Source organism: Veillonella magna, from assembly GCF_959600285.1.
GTDB classification, from domain to species: domain Bacteria; phylum Bacillota; class Negativicutes; order Veillonellales; family Veillonellaceae; genus Veillonella_A; species Veillonella_A magna.
Window position 1 is genome coordinate 64383 of record NZ_CAUGKU010000002.1, and the last position, 15179, is coordinate 79561.

At 45.0% G+C, this 15179-nt stretch carries 16 protein-coding genes and 1 riboswitch; all 16 genes read left to right on the forward strand.

Going from position 1 to position 15179, the window contains the following annotated elements; all coding sequences use genetic code 11:
• The first annotated feature begins 40 nt into the window (after positions 1-40).
• Entirely contained in the window at positions 41-634 is a 594-nt protein-coding gene (locus tag Q5873_RS01800) for an NAD(P)/FAD-dependent oxidoreductase (RefSeq protein ID WP_288760076.1), read from the forward strand.
• A gap of 318 nt (positions 635-952) precedes the next feature.
• Positions 953-1975, forward strand: coding sequence for a heat-inducible transcriptional repressor HrcA (gene hrcA, locus Q5873_RS01805; protein WP_205087083.1), 1023 nt, complete (start codon positions 953-955; stop codon positions 1973-1975).
• Positions 1976-1991: 16 nt separating this feature from the next.
• Positions 1992-2546 (forward strand): nucleotide exchange factor GrpE, encoded by a 555-nt coding sequence (gene grpE, locus Q5873_RS01810; protein WP_028255940.1) that lies wholly within the window; start codon positions 1992-1994, stop codon positions 2544-2546.
• A 56-nt stretch (positions 2547-2602) separates the two neighbouring features.
• On the forward strand, positions 2603-4453 hold the full coding sequence (gene dnaK, locus Q5873_RS01815) for a molecular chaperone DnaK (RefSeq protein ID WP_028255939.1): 1851 nt from the start codon (positions 2603-2605) through the stop codon (positions 4451-4453).
• A 16-nt stretch (positions 4454-4469) separates the two neighbouring features.
• Positions 4470-5648 carry a molecular chaperone DnaJ gene (gene dnaJ / locus Q5873_RS01820; RefSeq protein ID WP_303059041.1) on the forward strand — a complete coding sequence of 393 codons (1179 nt, stop codon included), beginning with the start codon at positions 4470-4472 and terminating at the stop codon, positions 5646-5648.
• 16 nt (positions 5649-5664) lie between these two features.
• Positions 5665-6519 carry a 50S ribosomal protein L11 methyltransferase gene (locus tag Q5873_RS01825; RefSeq protein WP_303059042.1) on the forward strand — a complete coding sequence of 285 codons (855 nt, stop codon included), beginning with the start codon at positions 5665-5667 and terminating at the stop codon, positions 6517-6519.
• Between the two features lie 6 nt (positions 6520-6525).
• The gene (locus Q5873_RS01830) at positions 6526-7257 is read left to right on the forward strand and encodes an RsmE family RNA methyltransferase (protein WP_303059043.1); all 732 of its coding nucleotides are present in this window, start codon (positions 6526-6528) and stop codon (positions 7255-7257) included.
• A gap of 84 nt (positions 7258-7341) precedes the next feature.
• On the forward strand, positions 7342-8640 hold the full coding sequence (gene mtaB, locus Q5873_RS01835) for a tRNA (N(6)-L-threonylcarbamoyladenosine(37)-C(2))-methylthiotransferase MtaB (RefSeq protein ID WP_303059044.1): 1299 nt from the start codon (positions 7342-7344) through the stop codon (positions 8638-8640).
• Between the two features lie 18 nt (positions 8641-8658).
• The gene (locus Q5873_RS01840) at positions 8659-9003 is read left to right on the forward strand and encodes a histidine triad nucleotide-binding protein (RefSeq protein WP_303059045.1); all 345 of its coding nucleotides are present in this window, start codon (positions 8659-8661) and stop codon (positions 9001-9003) included.
• Positions 9004-9179: 176 nt separating this feature from the next.
• Entirely contained in the window at positions 9180-9359 is a 180-nt protein-coding gene (rpsU, locus tag Q5873_RS01845) for a 30S ribosomal protein S21 (protein WP_028255933.1), read from the forward strand.
• A 21-nt stretch (positions 9360-9380) separates the two neighbouring features.
• On the forward strand, positions 9381-9836 hold the full coding sequence (locus Q5873_RS01850) for a GatB/YqeY domain-containing protein (protein ID WP_288190624.1): 456 nt from the start codon (positions 9381-9383) through the stop codon (positions 9834-9836).
• A 150-nt stretch (positions 9837-9986) separates the two neighbouring features.
• Positions 9987-11882: a type I glutamate--ammonia ligase gene (locus Q5873_RS01855; RefSeq protein ID WP_303059046.1), complete on the forward strand. Its 1896-nt coding sequence runs from the start codon at positions 9987-9989 to the stop codon at positions 11880-11882.
• A 117-nt stretch (positions 11883-11999) separates the two neighbouring features.
• A riboswitch (TPP riboswitch) is annotated at positions 12000-12098 on the forward strand.
• A 53-nt stretch (positions 12099-12151) separates the two neighbouring features.
• A complete protein-coding gene (gene thiW, locus Q5873_RS01860; RefSeq protein ID WP_288190626.1) occupies positions 12152-12649 on the forward strand; it encodes an energy coupling factor transporter S component ThiW in 498 nt (165 codons plus the stop codon).
• A 26-nt stretch (positions 12650-12675) separates the two neighbouring features.
• Positions 12676-13464 (forward strand): bifunctional hydroxymethylpyrimidine kinase/phosphomethylpyrimidine kinase, encoded by a 789-nt coding sequence (gene thiD / locus Q5873_RS01865; RefSeq protein ID WP_288190627.1) that lies wholly within the window; start codon positions 12676-12678, stop codon positions 13462-13464.
• 82 nt (positions 13465-13546) lie between these two features.
• A complete protein-coding gene (gene thiM / locus Q5873_RS01870; protein ID WP_303059047.1) occupies positions 13547-14338 on the forward strand; it encodes a hydroxyethylthiazole kinase in 792 nt (263 codons plus the stop codon).
• Between the two features lies 1 nt (position 14339).
• On the forward strand, positions 14340-15002 hold the full coding sequence (thiE, locus tag Q5873_RS01875; RefSeq protein ID WP_303059048.1) for a thiamine phosphate synthase: 663 nt from the start codon (positions 14340-14342) through the stop codon (positions 15000-15002).
• The last annotated feature ends 177 nt before the right edge of the window (positions 15003-15179 follow it).

The following is a 15179-nucleotide window of genomic DNA, read 5'->3' on the forward strand; positions in this document are numbered from 1 at the left end:
GATTTACGGTAAGTACAGTGGTTGACTAAGGAGTTACATTATGAAGACATCAGTTATTCTTCATTCGTTATTCAGTGAGTTTTCGATGGAACAGCTGAAGGGGATTATGGATTTGACGGAGCGATACAATGGCAAGCTTCGTGTAGTTGTAACGGGAATTCAAATTTACGATATAGAAAAAGAGGATAAGCCTGCTATTCTGGCGGCATTACCGGAAGGCGTGTATCCGGTCAAGCATAATGCAGTGAACTCCGTAGTCGCTTGTCGCGGCACGGATGGATGCAGTCATGCTTTTATGCAGACCATACCTTTGGGAAAGGCTATCGACACAAACTATTTCGGGGAAGAAATGCCTAATAAAATTCGTATTGGCATTAGCGGATGCACAAGGTGCTGTGCCGAATCGATGATTAAAGATATCGGTGTGTATGGATTGCCCGATGGATTTGTGTTGGTAGCCGGCGGCAAAAGCGGAAATCGTCCAAAGGGTGGTGAAGTATTGCTGAAGGGATTAAGTCCCGAAGAAGCGGAAACAAAAATTGCAGAGCTCCTATCGTGGTATAAGGCGAATGCATTACCGAAAGAAAAATTTGATCATTGTTTAGAACGATTGGGAAATCCTTTCGCGGAATGAAGAATTCGTCTTTGAAGTTGAAAACGTAAACTACAATATATTCTTAACAGGCAGCGGAATCAAATAAATTGTGGCAGAAGCTTACATGTGTAGAAGGTGCTGCGTCACAAGGTATGTAAGAATTTAATATGAAGCATAGATGTCAAGGCGTTAGAACAGAAATCTGTAAAGGGCAAAGAGTTGTCTTGCCCTTTTGACTAAACAGTCGCAATGCAGAGTTTCGGAAAAATATAGCCTTGACATTTTAATGTTATATGATAATATATTACCTGTAGTTAGCACTCGATGGTAGTGAGTGCTAATAAGTGAGGTGTGATTATGGATGAACGAAAACGACGCATCTTACACGCTATCATTCAAGACTACATACGATCGGCCGAGCCGGTAGGCTCCCGAACATTAGCTAAGAACTATGATCTGGGAATTAGCCCGGCCACGGTTCGTAACGAGATGTCCGATTTGGAGGACTTAGGTTTTTTGGAACAGCCTCATACTTCGGCGGGGCGTATTCCTTCCGCAAAAGGATATCGATATTATGTAGACTCGATGATTCATGGAACAGGTACTGAGCGAGGAGATGCTGAAGAAATTCACAGACTTTGGCAAGCTAAACCGGGAAGCTTTGATGAGTTCTTTTTAAATGTGGCAAAGCTAATATCTAACATTAGTCACAATATGAGCTTGTTCTTGGCACCGGCGCATGATTCTTCAACCATCAAGTTTATACACATTTTGCCTATTGATTCACAACGGGCAGTAATGGTGGTCGTAACCGATCGAGGTGCATTGGATAATGAACCTATGTATTTCGAAGAACCGGTGGCTGAGGAAGAGTTACATGCTGCGGCAATGCGTTTTGCCAATGCATTAAAGGATTCGCCTATCAGTGAATTGAGCCTGTACAGCTTAAAGGCAACGGTTCGAATTATCGAAGGACCGAAGCGATTGCTCGAAGAAATGGCGGCGGCATTACACCGTGCCATTGCTAAACGCAAGCTATTTTACTCCGTGGGAACAACAGCATTGTTGGAACAGCCGGAGTTTAAAGATATAAAAAAGGTACAGCCGATATTGTCAATGTTGGAACAACAGGATCAGTTGAGCCGGCTGTTGCAAGGCAAATCTCATGATGGTATTGATATTCGCATTGGTGAAGAAAACGAGGCGGAGCCGTTAAAAGATTTGAGTTTGATACAAGCGGATTTCGGTGGGGATAAAGAAAAAATTGGCACATTGGCAATTTTGGGACCGACGCGTATGGAGTACGGTCGAATCATCGGAATCTTAACGTATATGCAACAGTTTATAGATGCATTGGCATCATCGACGAATAGAAAGTAATGAGGTGATTCACCGAATGTCAACAGAGGAAATGAAGGAAAAAGAACAGGTAGTCGAAGAGGTGCAGGCAGACGAAATGCCGGAAATTACTGACGAAGCTCCGGAGGCAGAGGCTGTGGAAGCGGAAGCACAAGCAGCAGAAGAAGCTTTGGCGGAGTGGGAAAAACGGTATACTCGTTTGCAAGCTGACTTTGAGAATTTTAAACGCAGGACCGCTCAGGAGAAGGAGCAGTTGGCAGGTTTTGTAAAAGGCGACGTAATGAAAGATTTGTTCAGTGTACTGGATAATTTCGAGCGGGCTTTGGCAGTACCGACTACACCGGAAACGAAGGCGTTCTTGGATGGTTTTGTTATGATTCATCAGAATCTCATGGCTATGCTCAGTAAACACGGATTGGCCGTTATCGAAGCAGTAGGACAGCCATTTGATCCTAATTTCCATCAGGCTATCATGCGTGTTGAGTCCGATGAATATCCGGATGATACTGTGTGTGAAGTATTGCAGACAGGCTATACCGTAGATGGTCGCACCGTGCGCCCGGCTATGGTTAAGGTAGTTCACAATGGATAATGTAAATACACAAATTGTTTGATATAAAGTAAAAATGTAGTAGGAGGTCATGTAACATGGCAAAAGTAATTGGTATTGACTTAGGGACAACAAACTCGGTTGTTGCTGTTATGGAAGGCGGCGAACCGGTCGTAATCACAAATCAGGAAGGTTCTCGTTTGACTCCGTCCGTAGTTGGTTTCGCCAAAAATGGCGAACGCTTGGTAGGTCAGTTGGCGAAACGTCAGGCTGTTTCCAATCCGGAACGTACGATTTCTTCCATTAAACGTCACATGGGTAGTGATTATAAAGTAACGATTGATGACAAGAGCTATACGCCGCAGGAAATTTCTGCTATGGTATTGCAGAAGTTGAAAGCTGACGCAGAAGCATACTTAGGTGAAACAGTAAAGCAGGCTGTTATTACGGTTCCGGCATACTTCACCGATAGCCAGCGTCAGGCAACTAAAGATGCAGGTGCTATCGCCGGTCTTGATGTACTCCGTATTATCAACGAACCGACAGCAGCAGCTTTGGCATACGGAGTAGATAAAGATGAAGAAGGTAAAGTGCTCGTATTTGACTTGGGCGGCGGTACCTTTGACGTGTCCATTTTGGAATTAGGCGACGGCGTATTTGAAGTAAAAGCAACCAGCGGTAATAACCACTTAGGCGGCGATGACTTCGACCAACGCGTTATGAATTGGATGATTGAAGAATTCAAGAAGGAAACAGGTATTGATTTATCCAACGACAAAATGGCCGATCAACGCTTAAAAGAAGCTGCTGAAAAAGCTAAGATTGAATTATCCGGCGTTATGAGCACAAACATCAACTTGCCATTCATTACCGCCGACGCTACCGGCCCGAAACATTTGGACTTGACCTTAACCCGTGCTAAGTTCGAAGAACTCACTCGTGACCTTGTAGAAGCAACTATCGAACCGACCCGTAAGGCATTGGCTGATTCCGGTTTGTCTGTAAATGAAATTGATAAGATTCTTTTGGTAGGCGGTTCTTCCCGTATTCCGGCTGTTCAGGAAGCTATCAAGCGCGTATTGGGCAAAGAACCTACGAAGAATGTTAACCCGGATGAATGCGTAGCTGTCGGTGCTGCTATTCAAGGCGGCGTATTGGTTGGTGAAGTTAAGGACGTATTGCTTCTCGACGTAACTCCATTGTCCCTTGGCATTGAAACATTGGGTGGCGTATTTACCCGTATTATTGACCGCAATACGACAATTCCGACTTCCAAGAGTCAGGTATTCTCCACGGCCGCAGATAATCAGCCGTCCGTAGATATTCATGTATTGCAGGGTGAACGCGACTTTGCGGCAGATAACAAAACGTTGGGTCGTTTCGAATTGACCGGAATTCCGGCAGCTCCGCGTGGGGTACCGAAGATTGAAGTTACTTTCAACATCGATGCTAACGGTATCGTTAATGTAAAAGCTAAAGACCTCGGCACAGGTAAGGAACAGGCTATTACGATTACTTCCTCCGGCGGATTGCAGCAGGATGAAATCGATCGCATGGTAAAAGAAGCAGAAGCACATGCAGCTGAAGATAAAGCTAGAAAAGAAAAAATCGAAGTTAAAAACAATGCAGACTCCTTGGTTTACCAGGCTGAAAAAGCATTGAAGGACTTTGAAGGTAAGGCCGATGCAGCTGTGCTTGAACAGGTTAAGACGGCAAAAGATAAATTGAAAGCTTCTATCGAAGCCGATGATGTGGAAGCAATTAAGAAAGACAGCGAAGCATTGACGAAACCGTTGTATGAGTTGTCTACAAAGATGTACGAACAGGCACAGGCTGCCGGTGCAGCCGGAGCTGAAGGTGCTCAGGCAAACGGCGGTGCTCAGCAGCAGGCACAGGATGATGTAGTTGATGCAGACTACACCGAAGTTAAAGACGATAAAAAGAACTAAGAAGGGCTGGTAGACGATGGCAAAAGACTACTATGAAGTCCTTGGCGTAGATAAAAATGCATCACAAGATGAAATAAAAAAGGCCTTCCGCAAGAAGGCACGTCAATACCATCCCGATGTGAATCGTGATAATCCGAAAGAAGCGGAAGAACGTTTTAAAGAAGCCAATGAAGCGTATGAAGTTTTGTCCGATGAAACTAAACGCGCACAATACGACCAGTACGGGCACGAAGCCTTCACCCAAGGTGGAGGCGCCGGTGCCGGTGGATTTGGTGGTTTTGGTGGTCAAGGCGGATTCGGAGGCTTTGGCAGCGGTGGCGGCTTCGGCGATATTTTTGATATGTTTTTCGGCGGTGGCGGGCATGAACCGCAAGGTCCGCAGAAAGGTGCCGATTTACGTCAAGACGTTGATATCAGCTTTGAAGATGCTGCGTTCGGTAAGTCAATGGTTATCGAAATTCAGCGTCATGAAGATTGCGATCATTGTCATGGTACCGGCGGCGAACCGGGAAGCAAGGTAGAAACTTGCCCGCGTTGTCATGGTACGGGGCAGGAAACGGTTGTTCAGAATACACCGTTTGGTCAGATTAGGACAGCAAGAACCTGTTCGGCTTGTCATGGCAGCGGTAAACACATTGAAAAACCTTGTTCGAAATGTCATGGCTCCGGTCAAACCGTGGCACGACGTAAAATTGAAATCAAAATCCCTGCCGGTGTGGATAACGGTTCACGCCTGCGTGTAGCCGGTGAAGGCGAACCGGGAACAAAAGGCGGCCCGAAGGGTGATTTGTACGTATATATCTACGTACGCCCGCATCGCGAGTTCGAACGACAAGGTAATGAAGTGGTAAGCAAGGCCAACATTACCTTTGCACAGGCAGCACTAGGAGCTACGATTTTAGTTAATACCTTGGATGGTAAAGTAGAATTGAAGATTCCTGAAGGAACGCAAACCGGTACCGTATTCCGTATTAAGGGCAAAGGTATTCCGTACTTGCGTAATCCTAAGCAAAGAGGGGATCAACATATTCGCGTTACTGTAGAAACACCGAAGAAGCTTAGCGATAAGCAGCGCCAGCTATTGCTTCAATTTGCCAAGGAAGGTAAAGAGGATGTTTCGGTACTTAAGGTAAGTAAAAGTTTATTGAAAAATCTCGGTGAGAAATTAAAGGATGCACTGGATTTAGATAAATGACACATGAGGTGAACGGATGAAATGGATTGAAATCTCCGTTACCGCAGATAGAGTAGTCATCGATGAGGTGACTACTCTTTTTGATACTCTGACGGTAAACGGAAGTATTGAAGAGGATGTACCGGAGGAGCCTGACAAGGTTCGTTTAGTATTTTACGGTGATGCGAATATACCGGAAGCTGCTTGGCAAGAACGTGTTGAAAATGAGTTGAGCCGAGCGAAGATTAATTATGATGAAGTAACTACTAAGACGGTTACCGATGATGATTGGTATAACAGTTGGCAGCAATACATACAGCCCACGGAAATTTTACCTGGCGTAATTATTAAACCGGCATGGCAAGCGTATGAGGCTTCCGAGGGAGAAACGATTATTGAAATTGATTCGGAGTTATCTTTTGGAACGGGCGCACATGAGACGACGCAGGCTTGTGCGGAGCTGATGGCAAAATACGGTAAAGAAAAGAAGGTATGTTTGGATATCGGTACGGGTACGGCTGTATTATTGTTAATTGCACATGTGTTGGGAATTCCCGAATTAATTGGTGTTGACATTGATCCGGAAGCAGCTGTACAGGCACAAAAAAACTGCAAGGCCAATGCTGTGGACGCTACCATTTATTGCGGTGATTTAGATAGTGAATTTCATGGTAAAGCTGATTTAGTCATGGCCAATCTTACTGTAGATCCGTTGAAAATTGTATTGCCCGGGATTAGCAAAAAAATGACTAAAGATGGTATACTTATTGTCAGCGGGATTATTGATGAACGCTATGAAGAAATCATGCCGTATATTACGGCGCATTGGCAAATAAAGGAGGAGCTTGTTAAAGGGCCGTGGCATACGTTGGCACTTGTGCAGGCAAAGTAATTACCTATGAAGAAGATTTTTATACCTACGCCATTGGCCGATGCTATTGTTATCCCACGCGAAGAGACCCATCATTTATTGCGCGTGTTTCGACATCCACAGGACAAGCCCGTTGTTGTAGGCGGTAGTGACGGTCGCAGTGGGGTTTACCAAATTATAGCGGTTGAAGATGGTTGCGCCCGTGCACATTGTATTCGCTATTGTGACGAAGACATGGCTGATGGGCCCGAAATCATATTGATGCAAGCATTTCTAAAAGGTGATCGCTTTGAATGGGTATTGCAAAAGGCAACTGAGCTTGGCGTAAATCGCATATATGCGGTAAAAACCGAAAACTGCGTTGCAAAATATACCTCCGATAAACTAGCAGGTAAAACGGCTCGTTGGGAAAAAATTATTCGCGAAGCAGGGCAGCAATGTGGGAGAATGGCGTTGCCGTCGTTAGTAATACCTGAGTCTATGCATAATGTCTGCGCGGAAGAAGAGAATATTCGGTGGCTGGTTGCCTATGAAGACGAAGATAAACATACGTTGCGGGAACGTCTCGAAGAGGCTACTCTCGCAGGCTGTGACCGTATCGGGATTATCATCGGGCCCGAAGGCGGCTTTGATGCTTCCGAGATTGAGGCGTTGATGTCTGTAGGTGCATATCCTGTATCGTTGGGTTCCAATATTTTGCGTGCCGAAACAGCGGCTGTTGCTGCGGTGAGTATGATTTCTTATCATTATATGAAATGAGAGCCAACGAAGCTAAGCGGGCAGAAATAGATAAGGTATGTATAAACTGTCAGTCGATGAGAGTTTGATGTATAAGGAGCTGAGATGAAAACAGTAGCATTTACAACGCTGGGCTGTCGTGTTAATCAATATGACACGGATGCTATGCGAGGATTATTTATTCAAAAAGGATATGAGCCGGTTGATTTTGACAGCAAGGCTGATATTTATGTGATTAATACATGTTCCGTAACGAACATGGGGGAACGAAAATCAAGACAACTGATTCGGAAAGCAAAGCGAACCAATGAAGATGCGTACATTGTAGTTACCGGTTGTTATGCACAGCTGGCACCTGATGCGATTGCAGCCATTGATGGGGTTAACCTGGTTATCGGAACGAACAACCGCCATAAAATTGTAGAATTGGTGGAACAGCTGGAAACAACGGAAAAGCAAATCAATGCGGTGCGCAATATTATGGAGCAAGCTACGTTCGAGGAAATGCCTTTGTACGGTAATGAAATCGATAAGGCTCGTGCCTTTATGAAAATTCAAGAAGGCTGTAATAACTACTGCTCCTTCTGCATAATTCCTTACACGCGAGGTAAGCTGAAATCGCGGCGTGTTGACGATATCAAGCAAGAAGCACAGCGTTTGGTAGATCATGGCTACCATGAAATTGTACTTACCGGCATTCACTTGGGAAATTACGGCGTGGAGTTACCGGGGCGTCCTAATCTGGCTGCCGTTGTAAAAGAATTACTTACTATCGATGGATTGGAACGCATTCGTTTGGGATCCATCGAATCGGTAGAGGTATCACCGGAGCTGGTAGAACTTATGGCGACGGAAAAACGCTTTTGTTCCCATTTGCATTTACCGTTACAAGCCGGATCGGATGCGATATTAAAAGCGATGAATCGCCACTATACATTGGATGAATACAAGGCGCTTATACGAAATTTACGGGCGCGCATCCCCGGTCTTTCGGTGACAACGGATATTATTGCGGGATTCCCCGGTGAGACGGATGAGCTTTTTGAAGAAACATTAAATACGGTAAAAGAAATTGGATTTACTCATATTCATGCCTTCCCGTATTCAAAACGCGAAGGTACACCGGCAGCCGTTATGGATAATCAAGTACCGGAAGCCGTTAAGAAAACACGCGTTGCTCTTTTAAACGAACAAGGCAGTTTAGGATTACAAACATTTGCCGCGAATCTTGTAGGTAAACCGGCAGAAATTCTTATTGAACGTGAGGAAGACGGTTGGTACGAAGGCTTTACTAATGAGTACATTCACGGTAGAATAAAAAAGGGAGATGCCGAGTATCAGATAGGCGATATTGTCGGTGGTACGGTTGTCTCCGTAGATGGCGAGTTTGTAACGATTGCATAGCATAAGGAGGGTTGACACATGAGCGAATGTCTATTCTGTAAAATTGCAGCCGGAGAAATACCGTCCAATAAAGTTCTGGAAAATGAAAATTTCATTGCCTTTTACGATATAAATCCGGTGGCGAAGGTACATGTATTGGTTATTCCGAAGAAACATGTAGCGAATATCGCGCACCTAACAGATAAAAATGAATCGTATGTTGACGGCATGCTCAGTTTTATTCGCGATGTAGCGAAGGAACTGGGAATCTCTGCCGACGGATACCGTGTAATTTTGAATACCGGTGCGAAAGCAGGGCAGACGGTATTCCATCTGCATGCCCACGTATTGGGCGGTCAAGAGTTCGGTTGGCCTGATGCATAATCACAGGTAATAACCATCTTCGGATACATGTACTCCTGTCCTAATGAGAAAGGTGTAGGCTATGCGGATATAGGCTGCTAATATTGACAAACTTAGTTCAAGTTATTATAATAAGCTTATGTGCGTATATATAAATACCTGCACTTCCATAAAACATTTTGGAGGGAGGGATATAGATGTCTGAAATTAAAGTCGGTAAAAACGAAACGCTTGAAAGTGCTCTTCGTCGTTTTAAACGCTCCTGCCAAAAAGCGGGTGTTTTGTCTGAAGTAAGAAAACGCGAACACTACGAAAAACCGAGCGTAAAGAGAAAGAAAAAATCTGAAGCAGCGCGCAAACGCAAATTCAGAGGATAAGATTTATCTTGGAGGCATTGTATGTCCTTAAAAGATCAGCTTAAAGCGGATATGAAAGACGCTATGAAGGCTCGCGAAGCGGGCAAGACAGCATTATCGGTTATCCGAATGGTTAATAGCGCAATAAAAAATGTAGAAATCAATGAAAAACGAGAACTTGATGACACGGATGTTATGGGGATCGTGGCAAAGGAAATGAAGCTTCGTCAAGATTCTTTGGCAGAATTCAAAAAAGGACATCGTGATGATTTGATAGCTCAGGTAGAAGCCGAAATGGCCGTGCTTACCAAATATTTGCCGGAACAGCTTAGCGAAGATAAAATTCGCGACATCGTAACGGCTGTGCTCAGTGAAATGACTGCACCGATTAAGATGGGAGATGTAATGGCAAAGGTTATGCCGCAAACAAAAGGCAGAGCTGACGGGAAATTGGTTAATACCATTGTTCGTCAGGAGATTGCGAAAATTAACGGCTAAGCTATTGACATACAGTTAGGAAATATGATAGTATTTCCGTAAAAGATAATACTGGTCAATGAAGACCCCTTAGCCTATTGTGTAATGCAATGGGTAAGGGGTCTTTTTGCTATTTGACCAGTTGAGAAAACAGTGAATGGAGGAGCTATTATGGCAAACGAATTATTGTATTACATTCCGGCAGGGCAGTATGGTAAAGAAGGGGTTTTGGCTTTACTGGAACAGCACCCGGAAATTAAATTTGTATCGTTGGTAGGTGTTGACTTGGCAGGTAACGATACGGATGAAAAAATTCCAATTTCCATGTTCTTTGATGACTACGAAGATTTCTTCGAAGGACGCATGGTACAAACCGACGGCTCCTCCGTTGTGTTAACGGACATTGCTACGCTCAATAATGCGCGCGTTGATATGTGGGCCGATGCCAGTGTAAATTGGTTTATTGATTATAATTATGAAAACCTCGACCCTATGACAGGATTGCCTACAGGTACTCTTCGCATTCCGGCCTTCCTTATGCACTGCGATGAATATGTAGACTCTCGCTCTATTTTAAAACGCAGTGTAGATTACGTAAAATCCGAATTGTTGGCTATGCTTAAAAATAACTATGTTCCGGGCATGGATCATGTAAAGGGCGAAGACATCGCTGATATTTACTTCACTACAGCTACGGAATTGGAATTCTGGGTTAAAACACCGTCTAAGGTGGTTAGCACAAAAGAATTGTCTACGTCTCAGAAATTGCAGGAACAATATTGGCAGCGTACGCATGGTGCCGTACGTACTGCGATGGAACAGGCGGTAGAACGCCTTGATCAGTATGGTTTACACGCAGAAATGGGGCACAAAGAAGTAGGCGGCGTTAAGGGTAAAATCGATGACGAAGGTCACATGGATCATGTATTGGAACAGTTGGAAATCGACTGGAAATATACGAGCAACCCTTTGCAGACGGCAGATAACGAATTGCAGGCGCGTATCATTGTTCGCGAAGTATTCCGCGAAAACGGTCTTGATGTAACCTTCCAGGCAAAACCGATTATTGGCGTAGCCGGTTCCGGTGAACATACTCATTTTGGTTTGATGGCTAAATTGAAGAACGGCAAGATGGTTAATCTCTTCTCGCCGGAAGATATGAAAAAGGCTGCCTTGAGTCCGTTGGGCATCGGCGCTATCATGGGTCTTCTTAAAAACTATGAAGCTATTAACCCGTTCATTTCCTCTACGACAGACTCTTTGAATCGTTTGAAACCCGGTTTCGAAGCACCGGTTTGTATCGTAACCTCTATCGGTGAAGATCCCAGCGTGCCGAGCCGTAACCGTACCATTCTTTGCGGTCTGATTCGTGATATCGATAATCCGATGGCAACGCGTTTTGAATTGCGTTCCCCGAATCCGTACACTAATACATACACTGCTTTGGCGTTGATGTACTTAGCTGCCTTTGACGGCATGAGCTATGTAATTAACTCCGGTAAGACTCCGGCACAGCTTCTTGATGAATTGTCCAAGGCACCGGAAGATGTAACGGATTACCTGGAAACCGGTCGTGCATATCGTTCCGAAAAAGATGTGTTCGAAGATTACACGCAGGAAGAACGCGATGTGATGTTTGGTAAACCGCCGGCAACGGTATGGGAAAATGTGTTGGGCTATAAAAACCATCCGGAAAAAGTGGATGTACTCAGCCGCGGGAATGCATTCAGCCGTCGTTTGATGGATTCTTTCATCGCCGGTGTCATGACTCGTTGGACGTTGGAATTGGCTAATCGTATTGTACCGGCTAACATCAAGGCGGTACGTGCTATGAAGCCGGTTCATACTACGGACGATGTAGTAGATACAGCTCGTTGGGATGCTGTAAACGAATTGCGCATCTATTTGGCTAAGGATACTGCTACGGCTAAGAGCTTGTTTACTCGTATCACCGAAGCCATTGCGGCGAAAGACTATGATACGGCTTCTGCTTTACAGGTAGAAATGAATGAAAAAATGCCTCTCTTGGAAGCAAAATATGCAGAATATGTGCGTAACATTCTGTAATAAGTCATAGATTACACGAAAGAGTTCCTTCTCGTAATGAGGGGGAGCCCTTTTTGTAATGCCTCTGTACCTTGTCAGATTAGACGGCTGTTGTTATAATTGAATTAAATTCATAGGATAAGCCACTAGGGGTGCTAACTGCTGAGATTGACACCAGTCAAATCCCTTTGACCTGATCCGGATAATGCCGGCGTAGGAAAGTGGTGTACCGTACAGTAGGGACACCTCACCATTCCGGCGGAGGTGTTTTTTATTTGGAGGTGTGTTGTATGAAGAAAAGTATTATCGCAGCTATGTTTATTGCCATCGGTGTGGCGCTGTCAACATTTCATGTTACTATTGGCGGTGCCAAAATATTTCCGGTGCAGCATATGATTAATGTTATACTCGCAGTGTTGGTAGGTGCACGCTACAATGTGTCGGCCGCCTTTGGCACATCATGCTTAAGAAATCTATTGGGGCTGGGTTCACCATTAGCCTTTCCCGGGAGCATGGTCGGTGCATTTCTAGCGGGACTTACATATCGATACACAAATAATATTGTGTTGACGGCCTGTGCAGAGGTGGTGGGTACCGGAATTATCGGAGCTATCATCAGCTATCCTATTGCTGCATTTTTATTGGGAAAAGAAATGGCGATTATGACGTTGATTATTTCCTTTACGGCAAGTACGGCAGCCGGTTCGTTCATGGCCGTTCTGATTTTGTATGTATTAGAGCGTAAAGGAATGTTGGAACGTTTACGCCATGGATTGTATTCGTTATAAACGATGTGAAGCAAGGAGGTAACAGTATGAAATTAGCAACAGCGTTGACAATAGCCGGTACGGATCCGACCGGCGGTGCAGGTATTATGGCCGATTTAAAATCGTTTACGGCGCGTGGTGTCTACGGGATGGCTGTGGTGACCAGTGTGGTTGCGCAGAATACGATGGGGGTACGTGCCATTGAAAATATTTCACTGGATATGCTGGAGGCACAGCTAAAAGCGGTGTATGATGATATTTCCCCTATGGCGGTTAAGACCGGTATGTTGGCTACGGCAGATATGATGCGTGTTATTAAACCGTTTTTATCAAGGGCAACACCATATGTAATGGATCCTGTTATGGTGGCAACCAGCGGAGATGCATTGATTGATGAAGAGGCCCGTCACCATTTGATTAGTGAACTTATGCCGCTGGCCACATTGGTTACACCTAATTTACCGGAAGCGGAATTTTTGGTAGGACGCAAGCTTACAACAGAAGCAGATATTGATAAAGCGGCTCATGAAATTTTGACGGAGATGGGGCCGAAGGCAGTAATTATAAAGGGTGGTCATATCGGAGCGGATGCTACCGACTATTTATATGTCAAGGGAGAAGAACGAAGAACCTGGACATCGCCCAAATTCGATACACCGCATACTCACGGTACAGGCTGTACCTTCTCGGCCGTAATTGCTGCGGAATTGGCAAAGGGCAAATCAATTGCCGAAGCAGTGGCGGTAGGCAAGGCTTTCATTACGACAGCCATCAAAGAAAATCCGGGCTTAGGTAAGGGACACGGACCGGTAAATCACATGGCTTATCACGAGTGATGTAGGAATACACCGGTAAGCCGGTTATACATCGATTGATTAGAGTTAAAGAAGAGATAACAAGAAAGAAGGACACACGTACATGAAGTATATGGACCTCGTTCGCAGCAAACAGCCATTGGTTATTTGTTTGACGAATGATGTAGTGAAAAATTTTACGGCAAACGGTCTTATCGCAGTCGGTGCATCACCGGCTATGAGCGCGCATGCCGATGACTTAAAAGATTTATTGCGTTATGCAGGAGCACTGTTAATTAATATAGGTACTGCCGATGAACGGTCGGAAGCGTTGTATCATGCGGCTATGACGATTGCTAATGCGTATGGCGTGCCGGCTGTGTTGGATCCGGTAGCCTGCGGCGCATCGGCATTTAGAAAACGCATTGCCCTGGAATTATTAGAACAGCATAGCTTTGCCGTTCTTCGCGGTAATGCCAGCGAAGTGGCAGCCCTAATCGGGGAAAGGGTACAAAGTAAAGGGGTGGATTCGCAAGCTGCGGAGGACGTAGCAGCTATTGCTCGGGCTGCTGCCAAGACCTATGGACTCACCGTGGCTGTTACCGGTGAAACCGATGCAGTTTCAAACGGAAAGGAAGTTTGCTTGTTGCACAACGGATCGGCGATGATGCCGAAAGTCGTAGGAACCGGTTGTCTGTTAGGGGCAGTCGTAGCTGCTTATGTAGGTGTGGCCGCTGATGATACGTATGAAGCCTGTGCTGAAGCACTGGGCATGTATGCGGTAGCCGGCGAGCTTGCGGCGGAAGCACCTTTGGGACATCGTCCCGGTCATTATGCGGTACATTTTATTGATGCACTGTATACAGTAACGGACGAAGCGGTTCGTCAACGTTTGTATAAGGAGGTGCAGGCATAGCATGGAATATAAACGAATTCCCGTACGACCAGCATTGGCAGTCTATTTTATTTGCGGCACCCAAGATTGTCCGCACGATCCGTTGGATACCATAGAAACGGCCTTGCGCAGTGGAGTGACGATGTTTCAACTGCGCGAAAAAGGGCAGGGCTCGTTAACCGGAGATGCAAAGCGAATCTTTGCCAAGAAGGTACAGCAACTTTGTAAAACCTATGACATTCCTTTTTTAGTAAACGATGATATTGACCTAGCCTTAGAGCTTAATGCAGATGGTATTCATATTGGCCAAGATGATATGGATATTGTCGAGGCCCGTCGATTATTTCCTGATAAAATCATCGGCTTGTCTGTAGGTAACGAAGAAGAGTATAGACAGTCAAATGTAGCGTTAGCCGATTATATCGGTACCGGACCGGTGTATCCTACAATTTCAAAAGACGATGCATCACCGGCAACAGGGACGGCGGGAATTACATGTGTGCGACAATTAGATGCAACAATCCCCATAGTAGGTATTGGGGGAATTACGGCTGGCAATGCGGCTGATGTCATTCGTGCCGGCGCAGACGGTGTGTCGGTTATTTCCGCTATCAGTCGCGCGGACAATGTAAGTTGTGCAGTAAAAGCGTTGCGCGAAGCAGTATACGGCGTGTTAGACAAATGAGGATACGCCGGAGACGTACGTCGCAGAGCTAGTCAACTACATATAGCAAGATATAATTTAATTACATAGATACGTGAATGTATAGCGAAAAGATTGTAAAAAAGATTCTGTAAAAAGATTGTACAAAAAGAATATATAAAAAAGAGATGTAACAACGGAGAACAGGCTCCATGTGTT